The 22,065-nt window shown below is 49.4% G+C and carries 19 protein-coding genes and 1 tRNA gene; 11 read left to right on the top strand and 9 right to left on the bottom strand.

Annotated elements, in window-relative coordinates; all coding sequences use genetic code 11:
* Window positions 1-137 precede the first annotated feature (137 nt).
* The 4 genes from pstA to H5985_RS07930 form a co-directional block, all read right to left on the bottom strand.
* Window positions 138-1,013, bottom strand: a complete 876-nt coding sequence (pstA, locus tag H5985_RS07945) for a phosphate ABC transporter permease PstA (protein WP_239481718.1) — start codon at window positions 1,011-1,013, stop codon at window positions 138-140.
* 12 nt (window positions 1,014-1,025) lie between these two features.
* Complete coding sequence (gene pstC, locus H5985_RS07940; protein WP_205050777.1) at window positions 1,026-1,907, bottom strand: phosphate ABC transporter permease subunit PstC; 882 nt, start codon at window positions 1,905-1,907, stop codon at window positions 1,026-1,028.
* Window positions 1,908-1,936: 29 nt separating this feature from the next.
* Complete coding sequence (locus H5985_RS07935) at window positions 1,937-2,758, bottom strand: phosphate ABC transporter substrate-binding protein (RefSeq protein ID WP_205050776.1); 822 nt, start codon at window positions 2,756-2,758, stop codon at window positions 1,937-1,939.
* Between the two features lie 193 nt (window positions 2,759-2,951).
* Complete coding sequence (locus H5985_RS07930; protein WP_205050775.1) at window positions 2,952-3,212, bottom strand: autotransporter outer membrane beta-barrel domain-containing protein; 261 nt, start codon at window positions 3,210-3,212, stop codon at window positions 2,952-2,954.
* A gap of 81 nt (window positions 3,213-3,293) precedes the next feature.
* Here H5985_RS07930 and leuC point away from each other — a divergent pair, with 81 nt between their 5' ends.
* From leuC to H5985_RS07895, 7 genes are all read left to right on the top strand, one after another.
* On the top strand, window positions 3,294-4,703 hold the full coding sequence (leuC, locus tag H5985_RS07925) for a 3-isopropylmalate dehydratase large subunit (protein WP_205050774.1): 1,410 nt from the start codon (window positions 3,294-3,296) through the stop codon (window positions 4,701-4,703).
* A 2-nt stretch (window positions 4,704-4,705) separates the two neighbouring features.
* Window positions 4,706-5,347: a 3-isopropylmalate dehydratase small subunit gene (leuD, locus tag H5985_RS07920; protein ID WP_205050773.1), complete on the top strand. Its 642-nt coding sequence runs from the start codon at window positions 4,706-4,708 to the stop codon at window positions 5,345-5,347.
* Between the two features lie 240 nt (window positions 5,348-5,587).
* Window positions 5,588-6,955 carry an alanine/glycine:cation symporter family protein gene (locus tag H5985_RS07915; RefSeq protein WP_205050772.1) on the top strand — a complete coding sequence of 456 codons (1,368 nt, stop codon included), beginning with the start codon at window positions 5,588-5,590 and terminating at the stop codon, window positions 6,953-6,955.
* Window positions 6,956-7,942 (top strand): tRNA dihydrouridine synthase, encoded by a 987-nt coding sequence (locus H5985_RS07910; RefSeq protein WP_239481716.1) that lies wholly within the window; start codon window positions 6,956-6,958, stop codon window positions 7,940-7,942. It abuts the gene before it with no gap.
* A gap of 60 nt (window positions 7,943-8,002) precedes the next feature.
* Window positions 8,003-8,079 (top strand) — tRNA-Ile (locus tag H5985_RS07905).
* Between the two features lie 114 nt (window positions 8,080-8,193).
* Complete coding sequence (locus tag H5985_RS07900; RefSeq protein WP_205050771.1) at window positions 8,194-9,207, top strand: hypothetical protein; 1,014 nt, start codon at window positions 8,194-8,196, stop codon at window positions 9,205-9,207.
* A gap of 121 nt (window positions 9,208-9,328) precedes the next feature.
* Window positions 9,329-10,606 (top strand): amidohydrolase, encoded by a 1,278-nt coding sequence (locus H5985_RS07895; protein ID WP_205050770.1) that lies wholly within the window; start codon window positions 9,329-9,331, stop codon window positions 10,604-10,606.
* Between the two features lie 83 nt (window positions 10,607-10,689).
* On the opposite strand, the gene H5985_RS07890 is transcribed toward H5985_RS07895, so the two are convergent.
* From H5985_RS07890 to H5985_RS07870, 5 genes are all read right to left on the bottom strand, one after another.
* A complete protein-coding gene (locus H5985_RS07890) occupies window positions 10,690-12,000 on the bottom strand; it encodes a phosphatidylserine decarboxylase (protein WP_205050769.1) in 1,311 nt (436 codons plus the stop codon).
* 182 nt (window positions 12,001-12,182) lie between these two features.
* Entirely contained in the window at window positions 12,183-14,336 is a 2,154-nt protein-coding gene (gene speF / locus H5985_RS07885) for an ornithine decarboxylase SpeF (protein WP_205050768.1), read from the bottom strand.
* A gap of 56 nt (window positions 14,337-14,392) precedes the next feature.
* On the bottom strand, window positions 14,393-15,649 hold the full coding sequence (locus H5985_RS07880) for a peptidase U32 family protein (RefSeq protein WP_239481714.1): 1,257 nt from the start codon (window positions 15,647-15,649) through the stop codon (window positions 14,393-14,395).
* A gap of 11 nt (window positions 15,650-15,660) precedes the next feature.
* Entirely contained in the window at window positions 15,661-16,170 is a 510-nt protein-coding gene (locus H5985_RS07875; protein WP_205050767.1) for a GNAT family N-acetyltransferase, read from the bottom strand.
* An 81-nt stretch (window positions 16,171-16,251) separates the two neighbouring features.
* Window positions 16,252-16,656 (bottom strand): VOC family protein, encoded by a 405-nt coding sequence (locus tag H5985_RS07870; RefSeq protein ID WP_205050766.1) that lies wholly within the window; start codon window positions 16,654-16,656, stop codon window positions 16,252-16,254.
* A 171-nt stretch (window positions 16,657-16,827) separates the two neighbouring features.
* Between H5985_RS07870 and H5985_RS07865 the strand changes: the two genes are divergently transcribed.
* The 4 genes from H5985_RS07865 to H5985_RS07850 are packed head-to-tail and all read left to right on the top strand — an operon-like array spanning window position 16,828 to window position 21,987.
* Window positions 16,828-18,303: a leucyl aminopeptidase gene (locus H5985_RS07865; RefSeq protein WP_205050765.1), complete on the top strand. Its 1,476-nt coding sequence runs from the start codon at window positions 16,828-16,830 to the stop codon at window positions 18,301-18,303.
* Between the two features lie 6 nt (window positions 18,304-18,309).
* Window positions 18,310-18,747, top strand: coding sequence for a DNA polymerase III subunit chi (locus H5985_RS07860; RefSeq protein ID WP_205050764.1), 438 nt, complete (start codon window positions 18,310-18,312; stop codon window positions 18,745-18,747).
* Window positions 18,748-18,751: 4 nt separating this feature from the next.
* Window positions 18,752-19,117, top strand: coding sequence for a hypothetical protein (locus tag H5985_RS07855; protein WP_205050763.1), 366 nt, complete (start codon window positions 18,752-18,754; stop codon window positions 19,115-19,117).
* A 41-nt stretch (window positions 19,118-19,158) separates the two neighbouring features.
* Window positions 19,159-21,987: a valine--tRNA ligase gene (locus H5985_RS07850; protein ID WP_205050762.1), complete on the top strand. Its 2,829-nt coding sequence runs from the start codon at window positions 19,159-19,161 to the stop codon at window positions 21,985-21,987.
* Window positions 21,988-22,065: the final 78 nt, after the last annotated feature.

The following is a 22,065-nucleotide window of genomic DNA, read 5'->3' as shown; positions in this document are numbered from 1 at the left end:
CTAACAGAGTTAATAAAAAGAAAAAAATGCAACCTAATAAAGTCGCAAGAGGGAGCTATAAATACAAAAGAGGGTGTTAATTAGTCGTAGCGACTTTTGTAACACCCCCTTTTTTGATTGTACAAATGAACTCACGACTATTGACGAGCAATCTTGCGTTGAGCACGCTGACGGATCAGCAGAGCGATCATATTAAGTCCCAATACCATCAGCACCAACAGACAAGCTGTACCGTACTGCATCGGACGGGTGGCATCAACGTCAACACTGGAAGTTGCCAACACATAGATGTGATAAGGCAAACTCATCACCGGATCCAAAACGGAGTCGCCCATCTTCGGTGTGTAGAAAACCGCAGCCGTGTACATGATGGCGGCCGTTTCCCCTGCCACACGCGACAGAGCCAAAATGTTACCGGTCAGGATACCGGGCAAAGCGGCCGGCAAAATGATCTTAAAAATCGTCTGTCGCTTGTTGGCACCGAGTGCCAAAGACGCTTCACGCCAGGCTTGAGGAACTTGATTTAAAGCGGCTTCAGTTGTGTTAATGACGATCGGCAAAGCAAGAACTGCTAAGGTGAGAACACCCGAGAGCAGACTCACGCCGAAACCGCAAATCGTCACAAAGAAAGTCAAACCGAAGAGCCCGAAAATAACCGAAGGCACGCCCGAGAGGTTGGAAACAGACAAACGAATAGCCTCGACCATTCGACCCGATCCACCGTATTCGGTCAAGTAAACAGCCGTACTCACACCCAAAGGCAGAGCAATGACAGTGGCGCCGACAGCAAGCCAAAATGTCCCGACAATACAGGGCCAGACACCACCGGCGGTCATCATGTCACGAGGCGGCTCGAAGATAAATTCCCAAGACAGGGCGGGTAAGGCGTTATCCAACAGATAAAGGATAATGGCAACTATAACACCGGCGCTGAAAAGCGTTGACAAACGCATAAAAAACATACCGATGTGTTCGTACGTATAACGCCAGGTCGGATTACGTTCTGCAGACATCTTTCTATCCCCTTAATGCTTTCCGCCGATCTGGAATTTCTTCGTCAGGAAGAAGGCCAGTGCATTGAAAATGAAAGTCGTAATAAAGAGCACCAAGCCGGTAGCAAACAGTGCATAGTAGTGAGTGGAACCCACTGCGGCTTCAGCCATTTCTGCAGCGATGGAGGCGGTCATCGGACGCAACGGATCAAAGAGACTTTCCGGAATAATCGCAGCGCCGCCGGCAACCATCAACACCACCATCGTTTCACCTAATGCGCGGGAAATACCCAACATAATGGCTGTACCGATACCGCCCAAAGCGTAACGGAACTGAACCTTATAGAGCGTCTCCCAACGGGTCGCCCCCAAAGCAAGCGATGCTTCGGACAAAGCAACCGGCACATTTCTGAGTGCGTCTTCAGAAATAGAGCAGATAAAAGGAATGCACATCAGGCTCAGCATGACAGAGGCGTTAATCCAGTTCAGACCGGAGTCCAAACCCATGGATTCCTGAAGCCAAGGAGCCACAACGACCATACCGAGGAAACCGACGATAACCGAAGGTAATGCGGCTAACAACTCGATGGCCGGTTTAACAATACTGCGTACTTTCGGGCTCGCAAAATAGGCCAGATACGCTGCCGTGAGAAGACCCAGCGGCAAAGAAATCAAAGTGGTGGTCGCAGCCACCGCAAGGCTGGCTACCAACAGGGCACCGATCTCAAAATCCGGTGCAGGTCCCGTCGGATACCAATCCGTACCGAACAAGAATGTGAAGAACGGAACTTCACGAAGAATAGGAAGGGCTTGAGTGAGCAGAAAAACCAAAATGGCAGCGAGAGCCACAATCGAGAGCATGGCTATCGCTGCCAAAGACTTTTCAAACCCCTCGCCTCGTTTTAACAACGTCATAACGAATTCTCAAAGGGTTTGAGTGTCAATTACTTCTTGGCAGGAACCGGAACGAAACCGACTTCTTTCACAGAAACCTGACCTTCAGGAGACAAAGCGTAATCGATCAAAGTCTTCGTGTCACCCTTGGGTTGACCGTTTGTGAAGAGATAGAGGTCACGAGCGAGCGGCCATTCACGAGACAGAGCCGTTTCAGCAGAGGCGGCCTTGCCGGAGATCGTCAAACCCTTGATGTCCTTGGTGATGTAACCCAAACCGACGTAACCGATGGCATTCGGGTTCTTAGCAACCGTTTGGAGAACAGCACCGTTGGAAGCTTGCAACAGAGCACGTTGTTGAACGCGTTCACCCTTCATCACGAGTTCTTCCCAGGTTTCAAACGTACCGGAAGAAGAGTCGCGGCTCACAACCGTGATACGGGCATCGGCACCGCCGACGTCCTTCCAGTTGGTGATACGGCCGGCGTAAATGTCACGGATTTGTTGCATGCTCAAATCCTTGACCTTGTTGTTCGGGTGAACAATCGGAACGATGGCGTCAACAGCCACCGTGAAGCGAACGGCTTCACCACCGTTCTTCTTAACGTTTTCCACTTCTGCGGGCTTCATGTCACGGCTGGCCATAGCCACATCCGTGGTCTTGTCCATCAAAGACTTGATGCCGTGACCGGAACCACCGCCGGACAAGGAAACTTGAATGTCCTTGTGCTTGGCCATGAACGTTTCACTGATCTTTTGCATGGCGGGCAAAACCGTCGTGGAGCCATTGACAACAACCGTGCCGGCAGCGGCAGCGAAAGAGGCCAAACCAACACAGCCGGCCACCAAAGCAGAAATCAAAGTACGTTTCATTTTCAGTTCCTTATAAAAGAAATTTCAGAGTATTAGTCGTTTGAACTTGATCGGTATTGTGATGTCTGCATATGAATGAATGGTGACGGCTTTATGAAATTTTGATGAACAAACGCCGTCGGGGAAACAAATTCAACCGACGGCGCGTTCTTTCTGACCGGCAAAAAGTCGTTTATTAAAAATTGTTTTTTGCCTAATAGAGCCAATGTACAGCAATATTGCCGGCTACACCCTCCTTTTGACCGACATAACCGTTAATCGACGCATCCACTCGCCAGGAACTGGTCTCTGACGGTTTAAAGTGAACGCCTAACTGAGCGCTGCCGGTATCTCCTTTGAGGCTTAATTCTTCAAGTGACAAGCCGTATGACTTTACATTAGCATTGCCATCAAACTCATGTTCCCAGCTTAGTCCGACATATGGAGAAAGTAAGGAATTCCCCGTATACGCCATCCTGGCAGTATCTAATCAATAAAATTTTATTGTCTACATAATTTTTTATGTTAAACTGAGTATCCTCGTGAAGGAGAAACTATGGCTAAAACGCTTTATCAAAAAATCGTTGAGGCACACACAGTCAAAAGCATCGATGCCAACACGGTTTTGCTCTACTGTGACATTCATTTTGCCAACGAATACACCTCTCCTCAGGCCTTTGCCGGCTTACATAGCAGACACCTTCCTGTATTGAGTCCGGACTCTCACCTCTGCGTAGTCGATCACATCATTCCGACACACGATGAAGAGCCGCGCCGCATTTATGACGAAGCTTCCCTCACACAAGCCAAAACGTTGCAAAGTAATTGTGAGCATTTCGGCATCAGCGCCTTTTACGGTCCCAATAGTCCCGATCAAGGCATAGAGCACGTTGTCATGCAGGAGCAAGGACTCGTACGACCCGGAATGGTTGTGATCTGCGGCGACAGTCACACCACCACTCACGGAGCACTGGGCGCTTTAGGTTTCGGAATCGGTACGTCTGAAATCGAACATATTTTGGCGACTCAAACGCTCGTCTACAGAATGGCAGGTACTATGCGAATCACCGTTAACGGACAACTGCACGGAGATGCTACCGCCAAAGACCTTGTATTGGCAGTTTTACGAGAAATTTCCGCTCGAGGCGCTCTGGGTCTTGTGGTTGAGTGGGCCGGTGAAGCAATTCGGGCGCTTAAAATCGAAGATCGCATGACAATTTGCAACCTCACCGTTGAGGCCGGCGCACGAGGCGCTCTTGTGGCACCTGATGAAAAAGCTATTGACTGGGTTATTGATCACGCTAAAGGCTTAAGCGGCGAAGACATTGAAGCAATGTGGGCCTACTGCAACGAACTTCACTCTGATGAGAATGCGATCTTTGATAACGAAGTGACTTTTGATGCGGGTCGTGTCAAACCGATGGTCACCTGGGGCACAAGCCCCGATCAGGCAATTGCCTTTGATGAAAAAATTCCGACACCGGACTCTTTCGGTGACCCGATTGCCCGCCAAGCTGCTAAACGAGCGTTGGAGTACCAGAACTTAAAGCCCGGTTCTGAAATTGTGAGAAGCCCTATTGAACATGTTTTCATCGGTTCCTGCACCAACTCACGATTGTGTGATTTGCAGGCGGCCGCTCAAGTGTTGAAAGGGCGCCATGTGGCTGCCGGTGTGCGGGCTCAAGTGGTACCGGGCTCCATGCGTATCCGCAGACAGGCAGAAGAACTGGGCCTGGATCGAATTTTCAAAGACGCCGGTTTTGAATGGAGAAAAAGCGGCTGCTCGCTATGTCTGGCTATGAATGACGATATTTTGAAAGCCGGTACCCGTTGCGCATCGACAACCAATCGCAATTTTGAAGGTCGTCAAGGCCGAGGCAGTCACACACATTTGGTAAGTCCTGAAACTGCCGCAGCCTCTGCCGTCATGGGTTACCTCTGCCCGAAGAGCGAACTGGAAGAATAATCATGGAAAAACTCATTTCGTTAACGGCCGTAGCCGCCCCGATCAATGTCGATAATATGGACACCGATCAATTGATGCCCAAGCAGTTTTTGCGTGGCATTGATAAGTCAGGTTTGGATAAAGGCCTTTTATACAACCTCCGTCATTTACCCAACGGAAGCACCAATCCGGAATTTGTGCTCAACAAACCGGGCTTTGAAAATACACAAATCATCATGGCAGGTCCCAATTTCGGCTGCGGATCCAGTAGAGAGCATGCCGTTTGGGGTCTGATGCAGTACGGTATCCGAGTTGTCATTGCGACGGGGTTCGGAGAAATCTTTTATTCGAACTGCTTTAACAACGGTTTGCTTGCTGCAAAAGTCACCTCTGACGATGCTCAGGAAATTTTTGAGTATCTTTCCGATAACCATGCCGTTAAGCTCACAGTGGATGTTGAAAAAGCGCAGATTCGATCCGAAGATGATTCAAAAGTCTGGTCCTTTTTTATTGCGCAGCGCCATCAAACGATGTTGCTCGAAGGTCTGGATATGCTTGAGGCAACGATGAAAGATATCGATCTCATCAAACGCTTTAAGACTGAACACGAAAAAGCCTTTCCCTGGATGAGCAATTTGGCGGGTCAATACACAAGAAATCGTTGAAATTCATCTTAAAATTGCCTTTTTTTGTCGCCGAATACTGGTTTTTGCCTAGAGCAAAAGCCGTATCGGCGATTTTCGTTGTTAGAATGGCAAATCAGACTTGCTATATCGTGCCGGCTATTTCCCTCATAACCTTCCTAGCCCTCCTCAGCTCGACTTTGCACCTCTGAGCTTGGCGATTCATTGATTCGGCCGGCTTATTAATTATTTTTGACTACTCATTCTGTTACCGGGGTAAAAATGGAGTTTTTGAATAATTTATTCAGCGGTATCAATAGTTATCTTTGGGGCGTGTTCGTTCTGATCCCGCTTTTGTGCGGAACGGGGATTTTTTATACGATCAAACTGCGCTTTGTCCAAGTTAGACTTTTTCCTGTCGCCCTTAAATTTCTCTTTAATAACGCCACGCTTTTCGGTAAGCGCGCCGACCAAAGCGGTATGAGTTCCTTTCAGGCATTGGCGACAGCCGTAGCTGCTCAAGTCGGCACGGGTAACGTAGCCGGCGCCGCCACCGCCATTGTGGCGGGTGGCCCCGGTGCTCTTTTTTGGCTTTGGGTCGCTGCCTTTTTCGGTATGGCGACGATTTTTGCTGAAGCCGTTTTAGCTCAGACCTATAAAGCAACAGGCGAAAATAACCGCGTTGTGGGCGGCCCTGCCTTTTATATTTCCCTGGGCTTAGGACCGAAATTCAAACCCATGGCCATTTTCTTTTCTGCGGTTGCCATCATCACAATGGGCTGTATGGGTAGTCTCGTTCAATCCAATACTGTCTCTCAAGCCTTAAATCATGCTTTTGATGTACCGCTTTTAGTTTCAGGCATCGGCGTGGCGATTTTGTCAGGCCTTGTGATGTTCGGCGGCATGGCCAGTCTTGCCAGTGTCACGGAAAAACTCGTTCCCTTTATGGCCGGTCTTTACCTCATCGGCGGAAGCTACGTTCTGGTTTGCCACTACGATCAGATTCTTCCGGCCTTTGATCTGATTTTTACAGCCGCCTTTAATCCCGAAGCGGTCGGTGGCGGTGCTCTCGGTCTGACTGTCGCCAAAGCCATGCAGTTCGGTGTTGCCCGCGGTTTGTTCTCTAACGAAGCCGGTATGGGTACCACGCCTCATGCTCACGCCGTCGCTAAAGTCGAACACCCGGCCGAACAAGGACTAGTCGCTATTTTCGGTGTCTTTACCACGGTTCTCATCGTCACTTTCACCGTGTTGGTTATCCTGGTCACCGGCGTCATGGACTTTAACACCACCGGCATTGAACTCACTCAAAAAGCCTACAACGTCGGTTTGGGCAGCATCGGTGTGCAGTTTGTCGCGGTTTGCTTATTCTTTTTTGCTTATTCAACGATTATTGCCTGGTATTTCTTCAGCGAACAAAATGTCCGCTACCTCTTTCACGGTCGAGGCATTTTCCTCTATCGTGTAATCGTCTGTGCTTTCTTGGTTTTGGGAGCTGTTACGCACGTTAATCTCGTCTGGACCCTTTCGGACTTCTTTAACGGTATCATGGTGATCCCCAACGTGATTGCTCTTGTTCTTTTGCATAAAGTCGTCGGAGCATCGCTTAAAGATTTTGAAAAGAAACTTAAAAAAGCCGGAATCGACTAAATGGTCTCACCTTTACTGGTTGTCGCCCCGATGGAAGGCCTCACAGGCTTTCCATTCAGACGGGTACATGCTCATTTTTTCGGAGCAGCGGACAGCTATTATCTCCCGTTTATCACACCGACAACATTGCCTCGTTTTACCGATCGTCAAATGCGGGAGCTTGCCCCGGACATCAATCTGGGCATCAGGGTCGTCCCTCAACTTTTGACGAGGCGCACGGAAGATTTTCTTTGGGCTGCCCGGGCTCTTGCCGATCTCGGGTACGATGAAGTGAACCTCAACCTGGGTTGCCCGGCCGGAACCGTCGTTGCCAAAGGGAAAGATTCCGGCTTTTTACGCGAACCCGCAGAGCTGCAGCACTTTCTGGACAAAATTTTTAATGCCGATCTTCCCATCGCGATTTCTCTGAAAACCCGACTCGGTTGGTCAGACGAAAATGAGTTTGATCTGTTGGCTGACGTCTATAACCACTATCCGCAGATGAAATCGCTCACCATTCATCCACGCGTGAGAAGCGATTTCTATAAGGGTGATGTCCGAGAAAACGTTTTCAGGCAATACTTTCATTGTCTGAAAATGCCTGTGGGCTACAACGGTGATGTCATTACTGTCGGCGACATTGAAAAAGTACGATCACAGTATGCTCCGCTTGCTCATATCATGGTGGGAAGAGCCCTGATGGCCGATCCGGCTCTTTTCAGAAAAGCAAAGGGCGGAGCGCCTGCTACCTTAGAAGAAATTCAAACGTACTACGATGCCCTGCTTGAGAGTTACTGCGTTGCTTTCGGCAACGTTAAAAATGCTCTCATGCGAATGAAAGAATATTGGTTTTTCCAACACAATCTTTTTGAAAATGCCGAGCGCGCGGTCAAAGCCATCTATAAAGCCAAATCAATGGACGACTATTTGAATGCGACTCGTTTTATTTATGAAAACTGCAAACTCAAAACCGAATCTCATTTCGGTTGGAAGAAAGAATTGCTCTGAGGCAAATTCGCACAAAAAGGCGCTTTGCTTTAAAATCACTACTCCTTTCAAGAAAAGGAAGGGCCTGTAGCTCAGTCGGTTAGAGCAGCGGACTCATAATCCGTTGGTCGTGGGTTCGAGCCCCACCGGGCCTACCATTTTCTTTCGCTTCCTCTTTCCTCTCATTTTTCAGAAACTAACAGAAACATTTTTCCCCGGCTGCTTAACCTATAATCTAGGCGTTCTTAATTGTCTTGCCTAAGGTTTGTCCCATGTCTTCTTTTTCCAAACTAAGTACCTGTGCTGTCCTTGGATTAACATTGGCCGGTGTCTGCGCCGCCGCTCAGACAGACGATCTGAAGGCTTTGCCTCATATCAGTACCCTGAGTGCTTTTCAGACCGGTGTGTACCATTTCTACGATCAAAACCAAAGTCTGCATAAACTGGGGAAAAAGACCGGTCAAACCTATCGTCTGATCAGTGAATACTCCAAAAATTCACCCAAATATTTTTCCTATGGCACCACTCGGGATTGGACCGTCAGAAACGGGGTACTCCAACGCCCGATTTCCCCCAATTCCGCTCGGGCGGTTTCAGGCAACAAAATTAACCTCACTCGACGTGGTAATGCGAGCGGCCTTGCGGTTCAGCTCAAAGCTTATGATGTATCGGAACAATCGATTTCTTCCTACCTGAGATTACAAAACGGCAAAGAGACGAAATTGTCTGAAAAAGTCTCGCGCTGGAGTAAATTCCCGGCCGGTTCCATTGCGTATGAACCCGTCATCACCAGTCTGCGTACTGAACTCGTTGTCCCTGAAATCAATATTTTTACGGGACAAAAAACCGTTGAGGGATTCGTGAAGGCTTTTTCCGGAAAAATCCCTAACTGCCTGCGGTACGAAAAACGCTCCGGCTCTCAACCCTATGCAATTCGTTTCACTAACAGAAAAGGCAACAGCGGCACTATCGAAATTTATGAAGCAAAACGTGGCAAAGTATTCTGTGAGGTGGACGGTCCCAAGGTAGCCAACGGCACCTACAAAATCCAAACCATTAACGGAACAAAAGTTCTTGCGCTCAATTTCCCGCAAAACATCGACCGCCGCGACATCGGCATTCACTCAAGTGAAAGCGGCGCTTTGGATTTTGCCTTCATTGAAGTGAAAAAGCCTCATGCCCAGGTTCTGCCCGGACGAATTCTGCATGCTAATAAATCCTTTACCGACAATCAGTATCGGTTTAATAAAACAGCCGCCGAGAGTATTCAAAAGGCTTTGAAATAGTTCCAAGGGGCGATCGAACAGTCGCCCTTTTTTCAACTCAGTTAACTCACCGACGGTTTCTACAGGTTGTTTTTCACGGCCTTCTCGTCATAATTGATCGTACATTGAAAGGAGAATCAACATGTCCGAAAACTATATTCAAGAGATAATTGAAACCCGCCGTGCGATCCATCGCAGACCTGAACTCGGTTGGACAGAGTTTGAAACGATGTGGAATGTCTGCAACCACCTTGAACGCTGGGGCATTCCGTACCTCACCGGCACGAAGGTCATTAATCCTGACTTCGTGATGGGCCGCGATGAAACGGAAGTAAAAGATGCCATCGCCCGCGCCATCAAGCATGGAGTACCGGAAAGCTTCATTGAAAAAACTGAAGGGTACACCGGAGCCGTCGCTATCATTGATACGGGCCGTCCGGGTCCCGTCACCGCCTTTCGCTGTGACATGGACGCCTTACCCGTAAGGGAATCTGACGATAGTTCGCACGAACCGACCCGCTTAGGTTTTGCAAGCGAACGCCCAGGCATTATGCATGCCTGCGGCCATGACGGACATACCGCCGTCGGTCTTGCTGTAGCTCATTGGCTCTCGGACCACAAAGAAGGACTTTGCGGAAAATTTAAAGTTTTATTCCAACCGGCAGAAGAAGGTGTGAGAGGCGCTCGTCCCATGTCCGAGTCCGGCATCGTTGACGATGTCGATTGGCTTGTGGGCAGCCACGTGGGCGGTGCTTTGCACAGCGGTGAAATCTGTGTGCAGGACGGCGGCTTTTTAGCCTCCACCAAATTTGATATTCATTTCACGGGGTTGGAAGCTCACGCAGGCAACGCTCCCCACAAAGGTCACAGCGCCTTGGTGGCCGCAGCCTGCGCCACCATGATGATTCAAGGCATTCCTCGCCACGGTGACGGTGACTCGCGTGTTGCAGTCGGCAAACTCGTTGCCGGCGAAGGTCGTAATATTGTGGCTGCGCACGCCATGATGCAAATGGAAGTTCGCGGTGAAACTCAGGAAGTCAACGATTTCATGGCTGAAAATGTCGAATATATCATCGAAGGCGTAGAAAAAGCCTATCAGGTCACAGCCAAAATTAAGCGGGTTGGAGAATCCTCAACCTTGGTGGTTTGTCCTGAAATTTTTGACAAACTGGAAAAAGCGATGTCAGAGGTTAAAGGCGTTAAGATTTTGCCGCGCTTTCATGCTCCTACCGGCTCCGAAGACTGTTCTTGGCTCATTCGCAAAGTTGCCTCTCACGGCGGTCAGGCCGGCTTTTTCCTCTACGGTTGCGAACACAAGGGGCATCACCGTCCGGATTTTGACATCCAGGATGAAACAAACCTTCCGGTTGCATTTAACACGTTTATCAGTTTCGCGAAATTAATAAATGGAAAACAATAACCGTTTTTCCTCATAGAAAAGGGGGTGTTGACAAAGTCAGCTGTTGCCGGCCTGATCATCACCTCCTATGACGAATTCAAAATCTATCTCTGAATAGACAATCTTCCGTACTCTTGTCCCATCAATCGGTGCTCATAGCGACCGTCTTTTTGAGGCACTGTCAACTCAAAATCCACGCCTTTTTGGAAAAGCATCACAATGTCGCTGCCCCCGAAAAGGAAACAACCCAACGGATCACCTTTTTTAACACGGGCGCCCACCTTCACCGATTTTTCCAATTCAACGGAAGATATCTGACTCATACCGATGGGCAGCACTGCAACCAGACCATATTTCTCGGTGTCGAGTACTATAAGGGCACGCGTTTCAATCATCTGCCAGCCGGGAATCGAGGCATTCAAAACATACGATTTGGAAGAAGGCTCCCAAGTGATAAAACCCCCGACTGCAGTGTCGCCCTCAATTTTCAAAACCTCTTTGATCGTACCTGTTACCGGAAAATGGAATCGATGGTAATCGTAAACATCTAAAAAGGTATGCGTCATCGTGCCGCCTGCAAACGCCTCACGATAGCGGCTCGGTCCCATCAGCTCACCAACGCTCGTAAAGAGCTTTGACTTCACCTGTACAAATTCCGGTTGCCCGACAGGCCCCTTTATCAGAGAATGCAGGGTATTGTCTTTTCCGATCGACCAGACGCCCTGGGCTACAGAGTCACCCGGGAAAACCACAACACTGTCATCACCGCCTGAGGCAGTCGGGCGCTTGTCGGGATCGGCTAAGCGTCGAACAAAGAAATCATTGAAGCTTTTCCAATTTGAAGGACTTTCATATTCACCGGTCTGTAACCCAAAACGGTCATCCGTTTTTGCGATAGCCAGATACTCATCGTTCCAAGACTGATCGGTAGAGAGAAATTGACCGTAACTTTTCACAAAATCAATCAACCAGGAGCGGTATGGTTCCAGATACTGTACAGACGGAATGTAAAGCCCTTTATTCTGAAGTTCGGATAAGGGTTGATCGTTTACAAAATAAAAATAGTTCAGGCTCTGGTCAATGCGGTTGTAGATTGAAGGATGGTTCTTCTCAACTCCTGGCAAAATAGCCCACGGCATCGCGGTTTCTGCCCAATTGACATACTCAATATAAGCTTTGAGATTTTGAGCAGGATTAGTTTGAGGATCCGGATTGATTTTCGCTGCTTGAGCAATCGACTTTTCTAACAATGCTTTCAATTGCGTGTCTTTTTCAAGCATCTGCACAAGCCGTTGTGTGGCAGGATGATACGACCGGACCTCCTGATCGGAAACGATCGGACTTTGTGCGGCATAAATAGTTGCCGAGGGATAGAGCGCAGCCGTGCCGGCACTCAAAGCCAGGACAACAGCCAAAAATGTTCCCTTAAAAAACTTTCTTCATAACAGCACTAAAAATCAAAGAATTATTTTTGTCGACAATTTAAAACAATAAGGATATAACATTTTCTTAACTGATTTTTGCCGGCAAACAACTCATCTGCACCTGTAAAAAAAGCGGTTCGCTTTCCATTGAACCGCTTAAAAAATCTCAGGCATCAGCGTCTGATCACGTAACCGTAAGCCCGTTTTCTTCCGTCGGGATCTTGCTGGATATAAACCCCTTGAAGTTCAGGAGAGAAACCCGGCATCCGGTTAATCCCCTCTTCGAGCGCCAGGAAGTATTTCAGCACGGCATCACTCCATACTTCACCCGGCACACAGCAAAGCACCCCCGGGGGATAAGGCAGAGCGCCTTCCGCAGCAATACGGCCTTCTGCTTTTTCCAAGGGCACCAATTCCACGTGGCCGCGGATAAATTCAAAGTGAGCCTCTTGCGGTTGCATGGCCATCTTCGGGAAATGAGCCTTGCGGAACATATCTTTTTGAAGTTGCTTCACATTACGGCTTCTGTAGAAATCGTGCATTTCCTGGCAAAGCCGACGGATGGTATAACCGCGATAACGTTCTTCATGAGCCGCATAGACACTCGGCAAGACTTCCGATAAGGGAGCATCCGCATCGAGCAACTCTTCAAAACGTTTGATTTGAGCCACCAAATGCGTCATTTTTGCCATGTCTTCAGCAGGCGTCATCAGGAAAAGAATGGAATTTAAATCACACTTTTCCGGAATGATATTATTTTCCCGCAGATAATTGGCGAGAATGGTCGCAGGAACCCCGAAATCCTCATACTCACCGGTTTCGGTATCGATGCCGGGCGTCGTCAACAGGAACTTACAGGGATCGACGAAATATTGCTTGTCCCCGTATCCCTCAAACGCATGCCATTTTTCGCCGGGTTTGAAATCAAAGAACTTCAAGTCGTGCGCCATTTCCTCCGTGTCATAGTTTTCCCACGGTTTTCCGTCTACGGTATCGGGCACGAACGGACGGATATAGCGGCAAGTTTTTAGAAGCAACTTGCGGGCTTCAATCCCCACCTTGACGCAGTCAAGCCACAGGGCTTTACCCAACTCGCCCTCATGGATCTTAGCGTTGACATCCAAAGCTGCAAACAGCGGATAGAAGGGGCTCGTAGAGGCATGCATCATAAAAGCGTTGTTTAGGCGCTTGTGCGGAACGTAACGTTCCTGACCTTTGATATGGCTGTCTTTTTTATGAATTTGGGAGGTTTGAGAAAAACCTGCCTGTTGCTTATGCACCGATTGCGTCACAAAAATGCCGGGATCGTCCGGTCCCAGTTCAAGCAATAACGGAGAGCAATCCTTCATCATCGGAATAAACTGCTCGTAGCCCACCCAGGCGGAGTCAAAGAGAATGTAGTCACAAAGATGGCCGATCGAGTCCACAACCTGACGGGCGTTATAAATCGTGCCGTCATAGGTTCCCAATTGAATCACCGCTAAACGGAAGGGGCGCTTAAGTTCGGCTTTTTCAGGAGCAACTTCACGCACCAAGCCACGCAAATACTCTTCATTAAAGCAATGCGCATCAATGCCGCCGATAAAGCCATAAGGGTTTCGAGCCGTTTCAAGGTAAACAGGCGTCGCACCGGCTTGAAGCAAGGCACCGTGATGATTGGATTTGTGATTATTGCGGTCAAAGAGCACCAGATCACCCGGTGCCAACACGGCGTTTAAAACCACTTTGTTGGAAGCAGACGTCCCGTTCAAAACAAAGTAAGTCTTATCAGCGTTATAGACCTTTGCAGCCGCTTTTTGCGCAGCGCACGGTGCGCCTTCATGAATCAACAAGTCCCCCATGGAGACGTCGGCGTTACAGAGGTCGGAGCGGAAAATGGATTCGCCGAAAAAGTTATAGAACTCGCGCCCGGCCGGGTGACGCCTGAAAAATGCCCCACCTTGGTGCCCGGGACAGTCAAACTGCACGTTGCCTGACTCGACGTAACTTTCCAAGCTACCGAAAAAAGGCGGTAAGAGCGCGTTTTCATACTTTTGAGCGGCATTGTCAATCTGTCGACCGTAAAAAGCTTTATTCGTAGGATTGCAGTCAATCACACCGTAGAGCTTGTCCATCGGTAAAGTTGACTTTCCTTGCGAAACCGCAAAAACCGGGATATTCAGATGCAAAGCCTCAATGTCCTGAAGTTTTCCAGCCTGCAAATCGGCTTCACTTAAAACCGCAGCGGAGACTTCCATCCAATCCGCTTCGGAAACCGGTACTTGGTCGCGAACGGATTCAAATACGCCGGTTAAGGTGTCACTGACGGCAATTTTCAGTTTTCTCATAGCGCAATCCCATAGGAAAAATTTATGCGTTGACGGTTTGACAGATTAAAACAGTTTTACTCTGCGTCCGGATTAACGGGACGAACAACGTACAGTTTATCGTTTTCTCGTACTTTTTCCTTCACTTTAAACGTGATATCCATCCCCTTTTCAATATTTTGCTGAGCAACGTCATCGACCAAAATGGTCTCAGGCGTCACATACACGGCCCCGGTCGTGGGACCGGTGATCAAAAGTTTTTCACCGAGTTTAAAGTTCTGAGCTTGAACCAAAAATTCTGCCACGCCCAGTTTCGAGTAGTATTTCAAACACTTACCGGTATAACACTTCTTCTCTGTTGCTCTCGAACCGTAGTGTTCGGTGAGCTCTCCCACGGGCTGTCCGAGGTAAAAGCCATCCCAAAATCCGCGATTAAAGACCGTTGCCAGACGTGCGTCCCAAGACGTGGAGAGCGCTTCGCTCCAACGTCCTTCGGCGATGGCGTGCAACGCCTCGTCGTAACACTCGACAACCGTTCTGACGTATTCCGGACCGCGTGCGCGGCCCTCAATTTTGAAGACTCTTACGCCGGCTTTGACCATTCTGTCCAAAAATCCGATGGTCTTCAGATCTTTCGGACTCATGATGTATTCATTGTCGATTTCGAACTCAATGTCACGCTCTTTGTCTTTGGCAATGTAAGAGCGTCTGCACGTTTGAATGCAACTGCCACGATTGGCACTGTAGCCACGAGTGGACAAACTCAAATAACACTTGCCGCTCACAGCCATACAAAGCGCCCCGTGGCAAAACATCTCAATGCGCACCGGATTGCCCGAGGGCCCGCAGATATTTTCCTCTTTAATCGCCCGAGCGATCACCGCTACCTGCTTGAGAGTCAATTCACGCGCAAGAACCACGACATCGGCAAATTGAGCAAAAAAGCGAAGCGACTCAACATTGGAAATATTCAATTGCGTAGACAGGTGCACTTCCAGACCGATCTGACGGCAATAACTCATCACCGCCACATCCGACGCAATAATCGCATCGATAGCAGCCTCTTTGGCGGCATCGAGGATTTCACGCATGAGCGGACGCTCTTCATCATAGATAATCGTATTGACCGTCAGGTAGCTTTTAATGCCGTGTTCTCGACAAATCTGAGCGATTTCCTTTAAATCGGCAATCGTGAAAGTTTTAGCCGAGTGGGCTCGCATATTGAGTTGCTCCACTCCGAAATAAACAGCATCGGCCTTGGCCTGAATGGCTGCAAAGAGGGACTCTCGAGAACCCACCGGAGCCATGATTTCAAAATCACTGCGCTTTAACATAATCTCAAACTCTAGAAACCGGAGGCAGGTTGATTGGAAAAATCAAGCACCATGTCATACCAGGCCGCGCCGCCATGAACCGATGCAGAAAGCCCCTTATTGACAAAACCGAACTGCTCATAAAACGGGATGAGTTTTTCCTTACAGGTCAAAATAACGCCTCGGCGATTTTCTCCTCTGGCTTTTTCAATCATTTCCATCATCAATAAAGACGCGTAGCCCCGATGGCGTTTAGTAGGCATCACCGCCAGGCCGAAAATACTTTGCCACGCGCCTTTTGGGTTATGAAGCTTTGCATCCTCATAAAGATCATCAGTAATGGTTTGTTGATCGGTCACCATCCCGTCAATGAGGCCACAGACTTCACCGTCCTCTTCAAGCACGATGAAACAATCGGCAAAAACAGCCAGACGTTTTTTGAAATTCTCCAAGCTGCATGCCTCGGCTTCAGGAAAAGAGGCCTTTTCAACTTCTGCAAGAGCCTGCGCATCTTCGAGCGTTGCCGTTCTTAATTGAATCATCACATTCTCCAAAATAATGGCGCCCGAGCTCAAAAGAATCAGGGGCGCCTCAACCGGTCTATTGACCGTCAGGAAAAAAAATTATTTTTTCCATTTACCGTGGACAAGCACCACACGATAGCCGTCTGCGTCTTCATACGCCACACACGGCCACTTACCGTTGACATATTGAATCGGGGGCGTGACCTGAGGAACACCGGCCTGGAACATGGCGGCTAATCGAGCAGCCCAATGTTCATCCTCTTCAATGCAAAAGACCCGATAGTGTTCGGAAGAGGGGGCACGGGGAGCGGTATCAGCCCCTCTGATCTGAGCAAATTCAAATTGATAAGGCCAGTCCTTGTGACCGAGCAAAACCGTATCCATCCCGTCGACATTTTCACTGCGATCGAGTACTTCAAAACCCAAACCGTCACGATAAAACGGCAACAGCAATTCAATATCTTTTGTCTGACGAGACAGGCGTAATTTCGGGCAAGCTGTCATGTTCAACACTCCTCGTTTACTGCTTTCAAATCCCTGAATGTTCATTATAAACAGGCAATGATCGTTTTTTGTGATTCAATGCCCGATTTTGCTTAGAAAAACCGTAGGAAAATCAGTCAGTTTTCTTTAAAATAATCAGGTTCAAGACTATTGTTTGCAGGGATAACCAAATTGAAGCTCTCCGTCAAAAATCAATCCATCACCAAAATCAACACCCAGGCGTTGATCATCGGTCTTTTTGAAAAATCTGAAACTCCGCGCACACAAACGGATGCTCAGGGGCTCTTAAACAGTATCAGCGACATGGTTGCAATCGATGGTTTTAAAGCCAACGTCGGAGAAGTCACTCGGGTTTTGCGTCCGATGGGATTGGCAACCCGTGAATTGATTCTGGTCGGATTGGGGCCGGAAGACAATTTTGACGAAGAGGCGCTCACCCGAGCCGCTCATGCCGCTTTTTCTGCCACTCGTGCCGAAACGGTTTCCGTAATGCTTGATGATTGGCGACTCGAGACCAAAACTGAAGAGTGGTCGGTATTGCAAATCGCAATGGCTGCGGGCTCTGCCTTTGAACCTTTGACAGAGGAAAATCGCTCCCTTTTAGCCAAGCGCCGAGTCAGCATCATCGTCTCACAAAAAGGTGTGGCTCTGAGCGAAGCAGCCAAAATCGGCGAAGCGATTGCCGGTGCAGTCAATCGAGCGAAAGTCTGGGGCAATTTGCCTGCCAATATCTGTACGCCTTCGTATTTGGCCGATGAGGCTCAGAAACTCGCGAAACTTAAAGGCGTCACGATCAAAATTCACGATGAAAAAGCCGCCCGAAAAATCGGCATGAATGCCTTTTTAGCGGTAGCTCAGGGCTCTCGCGAAGCTCCCCGCTTCATTGAATTGCACTACACGGGTGCTACCAAAGACGATGCTCCCGTTTGCCTTGTGGGTAAAGCCATTACGCTCGACGCAGGCGGCCTGTGCCTGAAACCTTCTGCGCACATCACGGACATGAAGTACGACATGTCGGGCGGCGCTGCGGTTCTCGCTGTTTTTGAGGCCGTGGCCTCACAGAAATGGCCCTTAAATCTCGCGGCTTTGATTCCTGCCTGTGAAAATTTACCCGACGGGGCTGCCTATAAGCCTTCCGATGTCATCCGCACGCTTTCGGGTAAAACGGTTGAAATTACCAATACTGATGCCGAAGGACGTCTGATTTTGGCCGATGCCCTGAGTTATTCAGCTCGCTTTAAACCTCAGGCAGTGATCGATGTGGCGACGTTGACGGGCGCCGTGGAAGTTGCGTTGGGCTCTGACATCAGCGGACTCTTTGTCAACGATCCGGTTCTTTGCGACATGATTGAAACTTCTGCCGACGTCGCTCACGATGCTGTCTGGACTCTTCCTTACGGTGGCCGTCGATTTGAAGAACTCTTAAAGAGCAATGTGGCCGACTGTGTCAATACCGGCCCGCGCGGTATCGGTGGCTCGTGCGTAGCGGCAACGTTCCTGTCTCAGTTTGTCGATGAGGATACCCCCTGGGCTCACCTGGATGTCGCTGCGACAGCTTTCAGAGGCGGGAAAAACGCTCATTCCACCGGACGCCCCGTTCCCCTTTTGATGGTTTTGCTGCATCAAATGGCTGCTTTTGCCGAGTAAGCGAACATGGCTCAACGCATTGATTTTCACTTCAATGTCACCAACAGGCTTTTATACGCCTGTCGTGTGGTCAGAAAGGCTCGAGCCAACAACCTGACCCTGGCGGTGTGGACAAAAGACCGTCATAAGCTTGACTTTTTTGTTCGCCAACTTTGGAGTTTTGAACCCACCGGGTTTTATCCGCATGTAGCGGCTGACGATGAGCTCGCCGCCGAAACGCCCATTGTTTACCACACTGATGAAACGCTTTTACCTGCTCGCGATGTATTGATTTTGCTCGATGACGAGGTGCCCGATAACTGGTCCGTGCTTTTCGGACGATTCGGACGAGTCATTGATATTGTCGGCACTTCTGAAGCTGAAAGGCAGCCGGCTCGCGAACGCTTTAAGATTTACCGATCGGCGGGAATGGCTCCCGTCGCCCATGACCAAGGAGGTCACTAAACACATGACCAATGAACTCCTCCGAAAGGAACCGACCATTGCCCACTACGATGACATTCCGGTTTTAAACGACCGCATCAATGTCTCGTGGGACAAATTAAGCCGAGTGCTCGAACCGGTGAGAATGCCGACAATGCCCCAAGAGGGAGGAGCCCTTTCAGATAAAGAAATGGCTCTTGTATTGGCCGGTGACCGCATTGCTGAAAATGTTTCGGCTCAGATGGATGATATTCTGAGCATGGCGATCAACAACAGCTACCATCGTCTTCGCGCCGACTTAACCAATCAATTGCGAGCGGCTGTTAAAGAAGCGGTGCATGAAGAAATCGAAAAGATCGTACAATCCGACAAACGTTCGACTTTGTCGTAATACAATCGAATGACTGAAACTTTGTAAAGAAAGACTGAAAAATGAGTACAGAAGAACTTGCCAAGAGCTTTGAACCGGCACAAATTGAAAAGCGCTGGTATGAAACCTGGGAAAAGCGCGGCTATTTTGCCGGCAAACAGGATCCCTCCAAACCCTCTTTCAGTATCCAATTGCCTCCTCCCAACATTACGGGCATTTTGCACATGGGTCATGCTTTTAACCAAACGGTTATGGATACGCTTGTGCGTTATCACCGCATGAAGGGATATAACACCGCTTGGGTTCCAGGCACCGACCACGCCGGTATCGCCACCCAGATCGTGGTGGAACGCCAACTTGAAAAAGAAGGGCTCAATCGCCGTGACATGAAGCGCGAAGACTTCATCGCTCGCGTGTGGGAGTGGCAAAAGTTCTCCGGCGGCACGATTCTGCAACAAATTCGCCGTATGGGTGACTCGGTCGATTGGGATCGTCTGTACTTCACGATGGACAAAAAGCTCTCCAAGGTTGTTGTCGATACCTTTGTGAAGCTCTATAACGACGGCCTTATCTACCGCGGCACGCGCCTGGTGAACTGGGATCCGAAGCTGCAAAGTGCCGTCAGTGACCTCGAAGTCGAAAGTGAAGAAGAAAACGGCCATCTGTGGGAAATCCGTTATCCTGCAGCCGACGGCGGCGAAGGTGTGGTTGTGGCCACGACTCGTCCCGAAACGCTTTTCGGTGACCAAGCCGTTGCCGTTCACCCTGAAGATGAACGCTACCAAGCGTTGGTCGGAAAAGAACTCGTTCTTCCGCTTTGCAACCGCACGATTCCTGTGATTGCCGACGAGTACGTCGATCGCGAATTCGGTTCCGGCTGCGTGAAAATTACCCCGGCCCATGACTTCAATGACTTCGCTGTCGGTCAACGTCACCATTTGAAACCCTTGTCCGTTTTAACGAAGACGGCCAAGATGAACGACAACGTTCCTGAAAAATACCGCGGCATGGATCGCTATGAAGCCCGTAAAGCAGTCATTGAGGACCTGAAAGCCTTGGGACTGTTGGTGGGTATTAAGGATCACAAGCACATGGTGCCGCGTGTGAGCCGTACGGGCGAAATCGTCGAGCCGATGCTCTCGGAACAGTGGTACATGGCAATGAGTAAGCCGGCTCCTGAGGGTGCACACTTCCCCGGCAAATCAATCGGAGAGATCGGTCTGGAAGCGATCGAGTCCGGTGAGGTCAACATTCAGCCCAAAGAATGGCGCGGTGTTTATCGTCAATGGCTTGAAAACATTCAGGACTGGTGCCTGTCTCGTCAACTTTGGTGGGGCCACCAGATCCCGGCTTGGTACGATGAAAAGGACAATGTCTACGTCGCTCACGATGAAGAAGAAGCTCAAAAGCAAGCCGGTGCCGGTGTCAAACTCACGCGTGATGAAGACGTGTTGGATACGTGGTTCTCTTCAGCCATGGTCCCCTTCTCTACTTTAGGCTGGCCCGACAAAGAAAAGATGGCTCAGGAAGGCTATGACCTGTTCCTGCCGAGTTCTATCCTCGTGACTGGCTACGACATCATCTTCTTCTGGGTGGCTCGTATGGTCATGATGACGCGCTACTTCACCGGCCGCGTTCCCTTCAAGGGCGTGTATCTGCACGGTTTGGTGCGCGATGCCGAAGGCAAGAAGATGTCTAAGAGCGAAGGCAATACGCTCGATCCTTTGGACATTATGGACGGCATCGATCTCGAAAGCCTGATTAAGAAGAACACCCGTGGCCTGCGTCAACCGGAAAAAGCCCCGCAAGTCGAAAAGAAACTGCGCAAAAATTATCCCAACGGTATTGCCCCGCACGGTGCCGATGCTTTGCGCTTTACGATGGCTGCCTATGCCACCTTGGGTCGCAACATCAATTTTGATCTGCGCCGTGCTGAAGGCTATCGCAACTTCTGCAATAAGCTCTGGAACGCCACGCGTTTTGTGCTCATGAACGTTCAGGGCAAAGACTGTGGAACGGATGCTTCTTTGCCTCAAGAACTCTCCTTTGTGGATGAATGGATCCTTCGCGAACTCGATCGCACGATCGCTGAAGTGGAAAAAGCTTTTGCCGAATGGCGACTGGACAATGCCGCCAATGCCATCTATTCCTTTGTCTGGGATCAATACTGTGACTGGTACCTGGAATTGTCCAAGGTTCAGTTGGCTAACGGCAACGAAGCTCAGCAGCGCGCAACACGCCATACGTTGATTACGGTGCTTGAAGCCGTGCTGCGCTTGGCGCACCCGATTATTCCGTTTATCACCGAAGAGCTCTGGCAGAAAGTCAGTGTGGTGGCCGGTACCCGTCAAGAAGACGAAGAAACCTCTGTGATGATTCAAAATTATCCTCAGGCTCAATTTGCCGGAGCTGACACGGGCGCTGATCACAAAATGGCTCTGACCAAACAGATGATTGATGCCGTGCGTAATCTGCGAGGTGAAATGCAATTGTCTCCTTCGCAACGTATTCCGCTTGCTGTTGAAGGCGACGAAACGGTACTGAAGACGGTTGCTCCTTATATCATGCATCTGGCTCGAGTCAGCGAAGTGAACATCTGCGAAGACATCAATAAAGCCAATGAGGGTTCGATTGCCCCGGTGGCTATTGTTGAAGACTACAAACTCATGTTGGTCGTCAAGATTGATGTCGCCGCCGAACGTGAGCGTCTCGGCAAAGAAGCTGCTCGCTTGGAAGGCGAAATCGCCAAGGCCAACGCTAAGCTCAGCAACGAGAAGTTCACGGCCCGCGCTCCGGCTGCGGTGGTGAATCAAGAGCGTGAACGCCTGGCCAATTTCACCAAACTGTTGGCTAAGGTTCAGGAACAATTGGATAAGCTTCCCAAAGCTTAATTCCATTACCTAAGCGCTGAAGAAATCCGTCGGTAACCTTTGTGCCCGACGGATTCTTTTTTTTCAATAATGTTAAAG

The organism is Parasutterella secunda (assembly GCF_016901835.1).
Taxonomy (GTDB): Bacteria; Pseudomonadota; Gammaproteobacteria; order Burkholderiales; family Burkholderiaceae_F; genus Aphodousia; species Aphodousia faecavium.
Note: the sequence above shows the minus strand (reverse complement) of the source record. Positions and strands in the feature narration are given on the sequence as shown.

Coding starts and splice junctions, on each gene's coding strand:
- H5985_RS07860 (WP_205050764.1), top strand. CDS start 18,310: ATGGCTCAACGCATTGATTTTCACTTCAATGTCACCAACAGGCTTTTA.
- pstC (WP_205050777.1), bottom strand. CDS start 1,907: ATGACGTTGTTAAAACGAGGCGAGGGGTTTGAAAAGTCTTTGGCAGCG.
- H5985_RS07935 (WP_205050776.1), bottom strand. CDS start 2,758: ATGAAACGTACTTTGATTTCTGCTTTGGTGGCCGGCTGTGTTGGTTTG.
- leuC (WP_205050774.1), top strand. CDS start 3,294: ATGGCTAAAACGCTTTATCAAAAAATCGTTGAGGCACACACAGTCAAA.
- H5985_RS07930 (WP_205050775.1), bottom strand. CDS start 3,212: ATGGCGTATACGGGGAATTCCTTACTTTCTCCATATGTCGGACTAAGC.
- leuD (WP_205050773.1), top strand. CDS start 4,706: ATGGAAAAACTCATTTCGTTAACGGCCGTAGCCGCCCCGATCAATGTC.
- H5985_RS07895 (WP_205050770.1), top strand. CDS start 9,329: ATGTCCGAAAACTATATTCAAGAGATAATTGAAACCCGCCGTGCGATC.
- H5985_RS07880 (WP_239481714.1), bottom strand. CDS start 15,649: ATGTTAAAGCGCAGTGATTTTGAAATCATGGCTCCGGTGGGTTCTCGA.
- H5985_RS07910 (WP_239481716.1), top strand. CDS start 6,956: ATGGTCTCACCTTTACTGGTTGTCGCCCCGATGGAAGGCCTCACAGGC.
- H5985_RS07850 (WP_205050762.1), top strand. CDS start 19,159: ATGAGTACAGAAGAACTTGCCAAGAGCTTTGAACCGGCACAAATTGAA.
- H5985_RS07870 (WP_205050766.1), bottom strand. CDS start 16,656: ATGACAGCTTGCCCGAAATTACGCCTGTCTCGTCAGACAAAAGATATT.
- H5985_RS07875 (WP_205050767.1), bottom strand. CDS start 16,170: ATGATTCAATTAAGAACGGCAACGCTCGAAGATGCGCAGGCTCTTGCA.
- H5985_RS07900 (WP_205050771.1), top strand. CDS start 8,194: ATGTCTTCTTTTTCCAAACTAAGTACCTGTGCTGTCCTTGGATTAACA.
- H5985_RS07915 (WP_205050772.1), top strand. CDS start 5,588: ATGGAGTTTTTGAATAATTTATTCAGCGGTATCAATAGTTATCTTTGG.
- speF (WP_205050768.1), bottom strand. CDS start 14,336: ATGAGAAAACTGAAAATTGCCGTCAGTGACACCTTAACCGGCGTATTT.
- H5985_RS07855 (WP_205050763.1), top strand. CDS start 18,752: ATGACCAATGAACTCCTCCGAAAGGAACCGACCATTGCCCACTACGAT.
- pstA (WP_239481718.1), bottom strand. CDS start 1,013: ATGTCTGCAGAACGTAATCCGACCTGGCGTTATACGTACGAACACATC.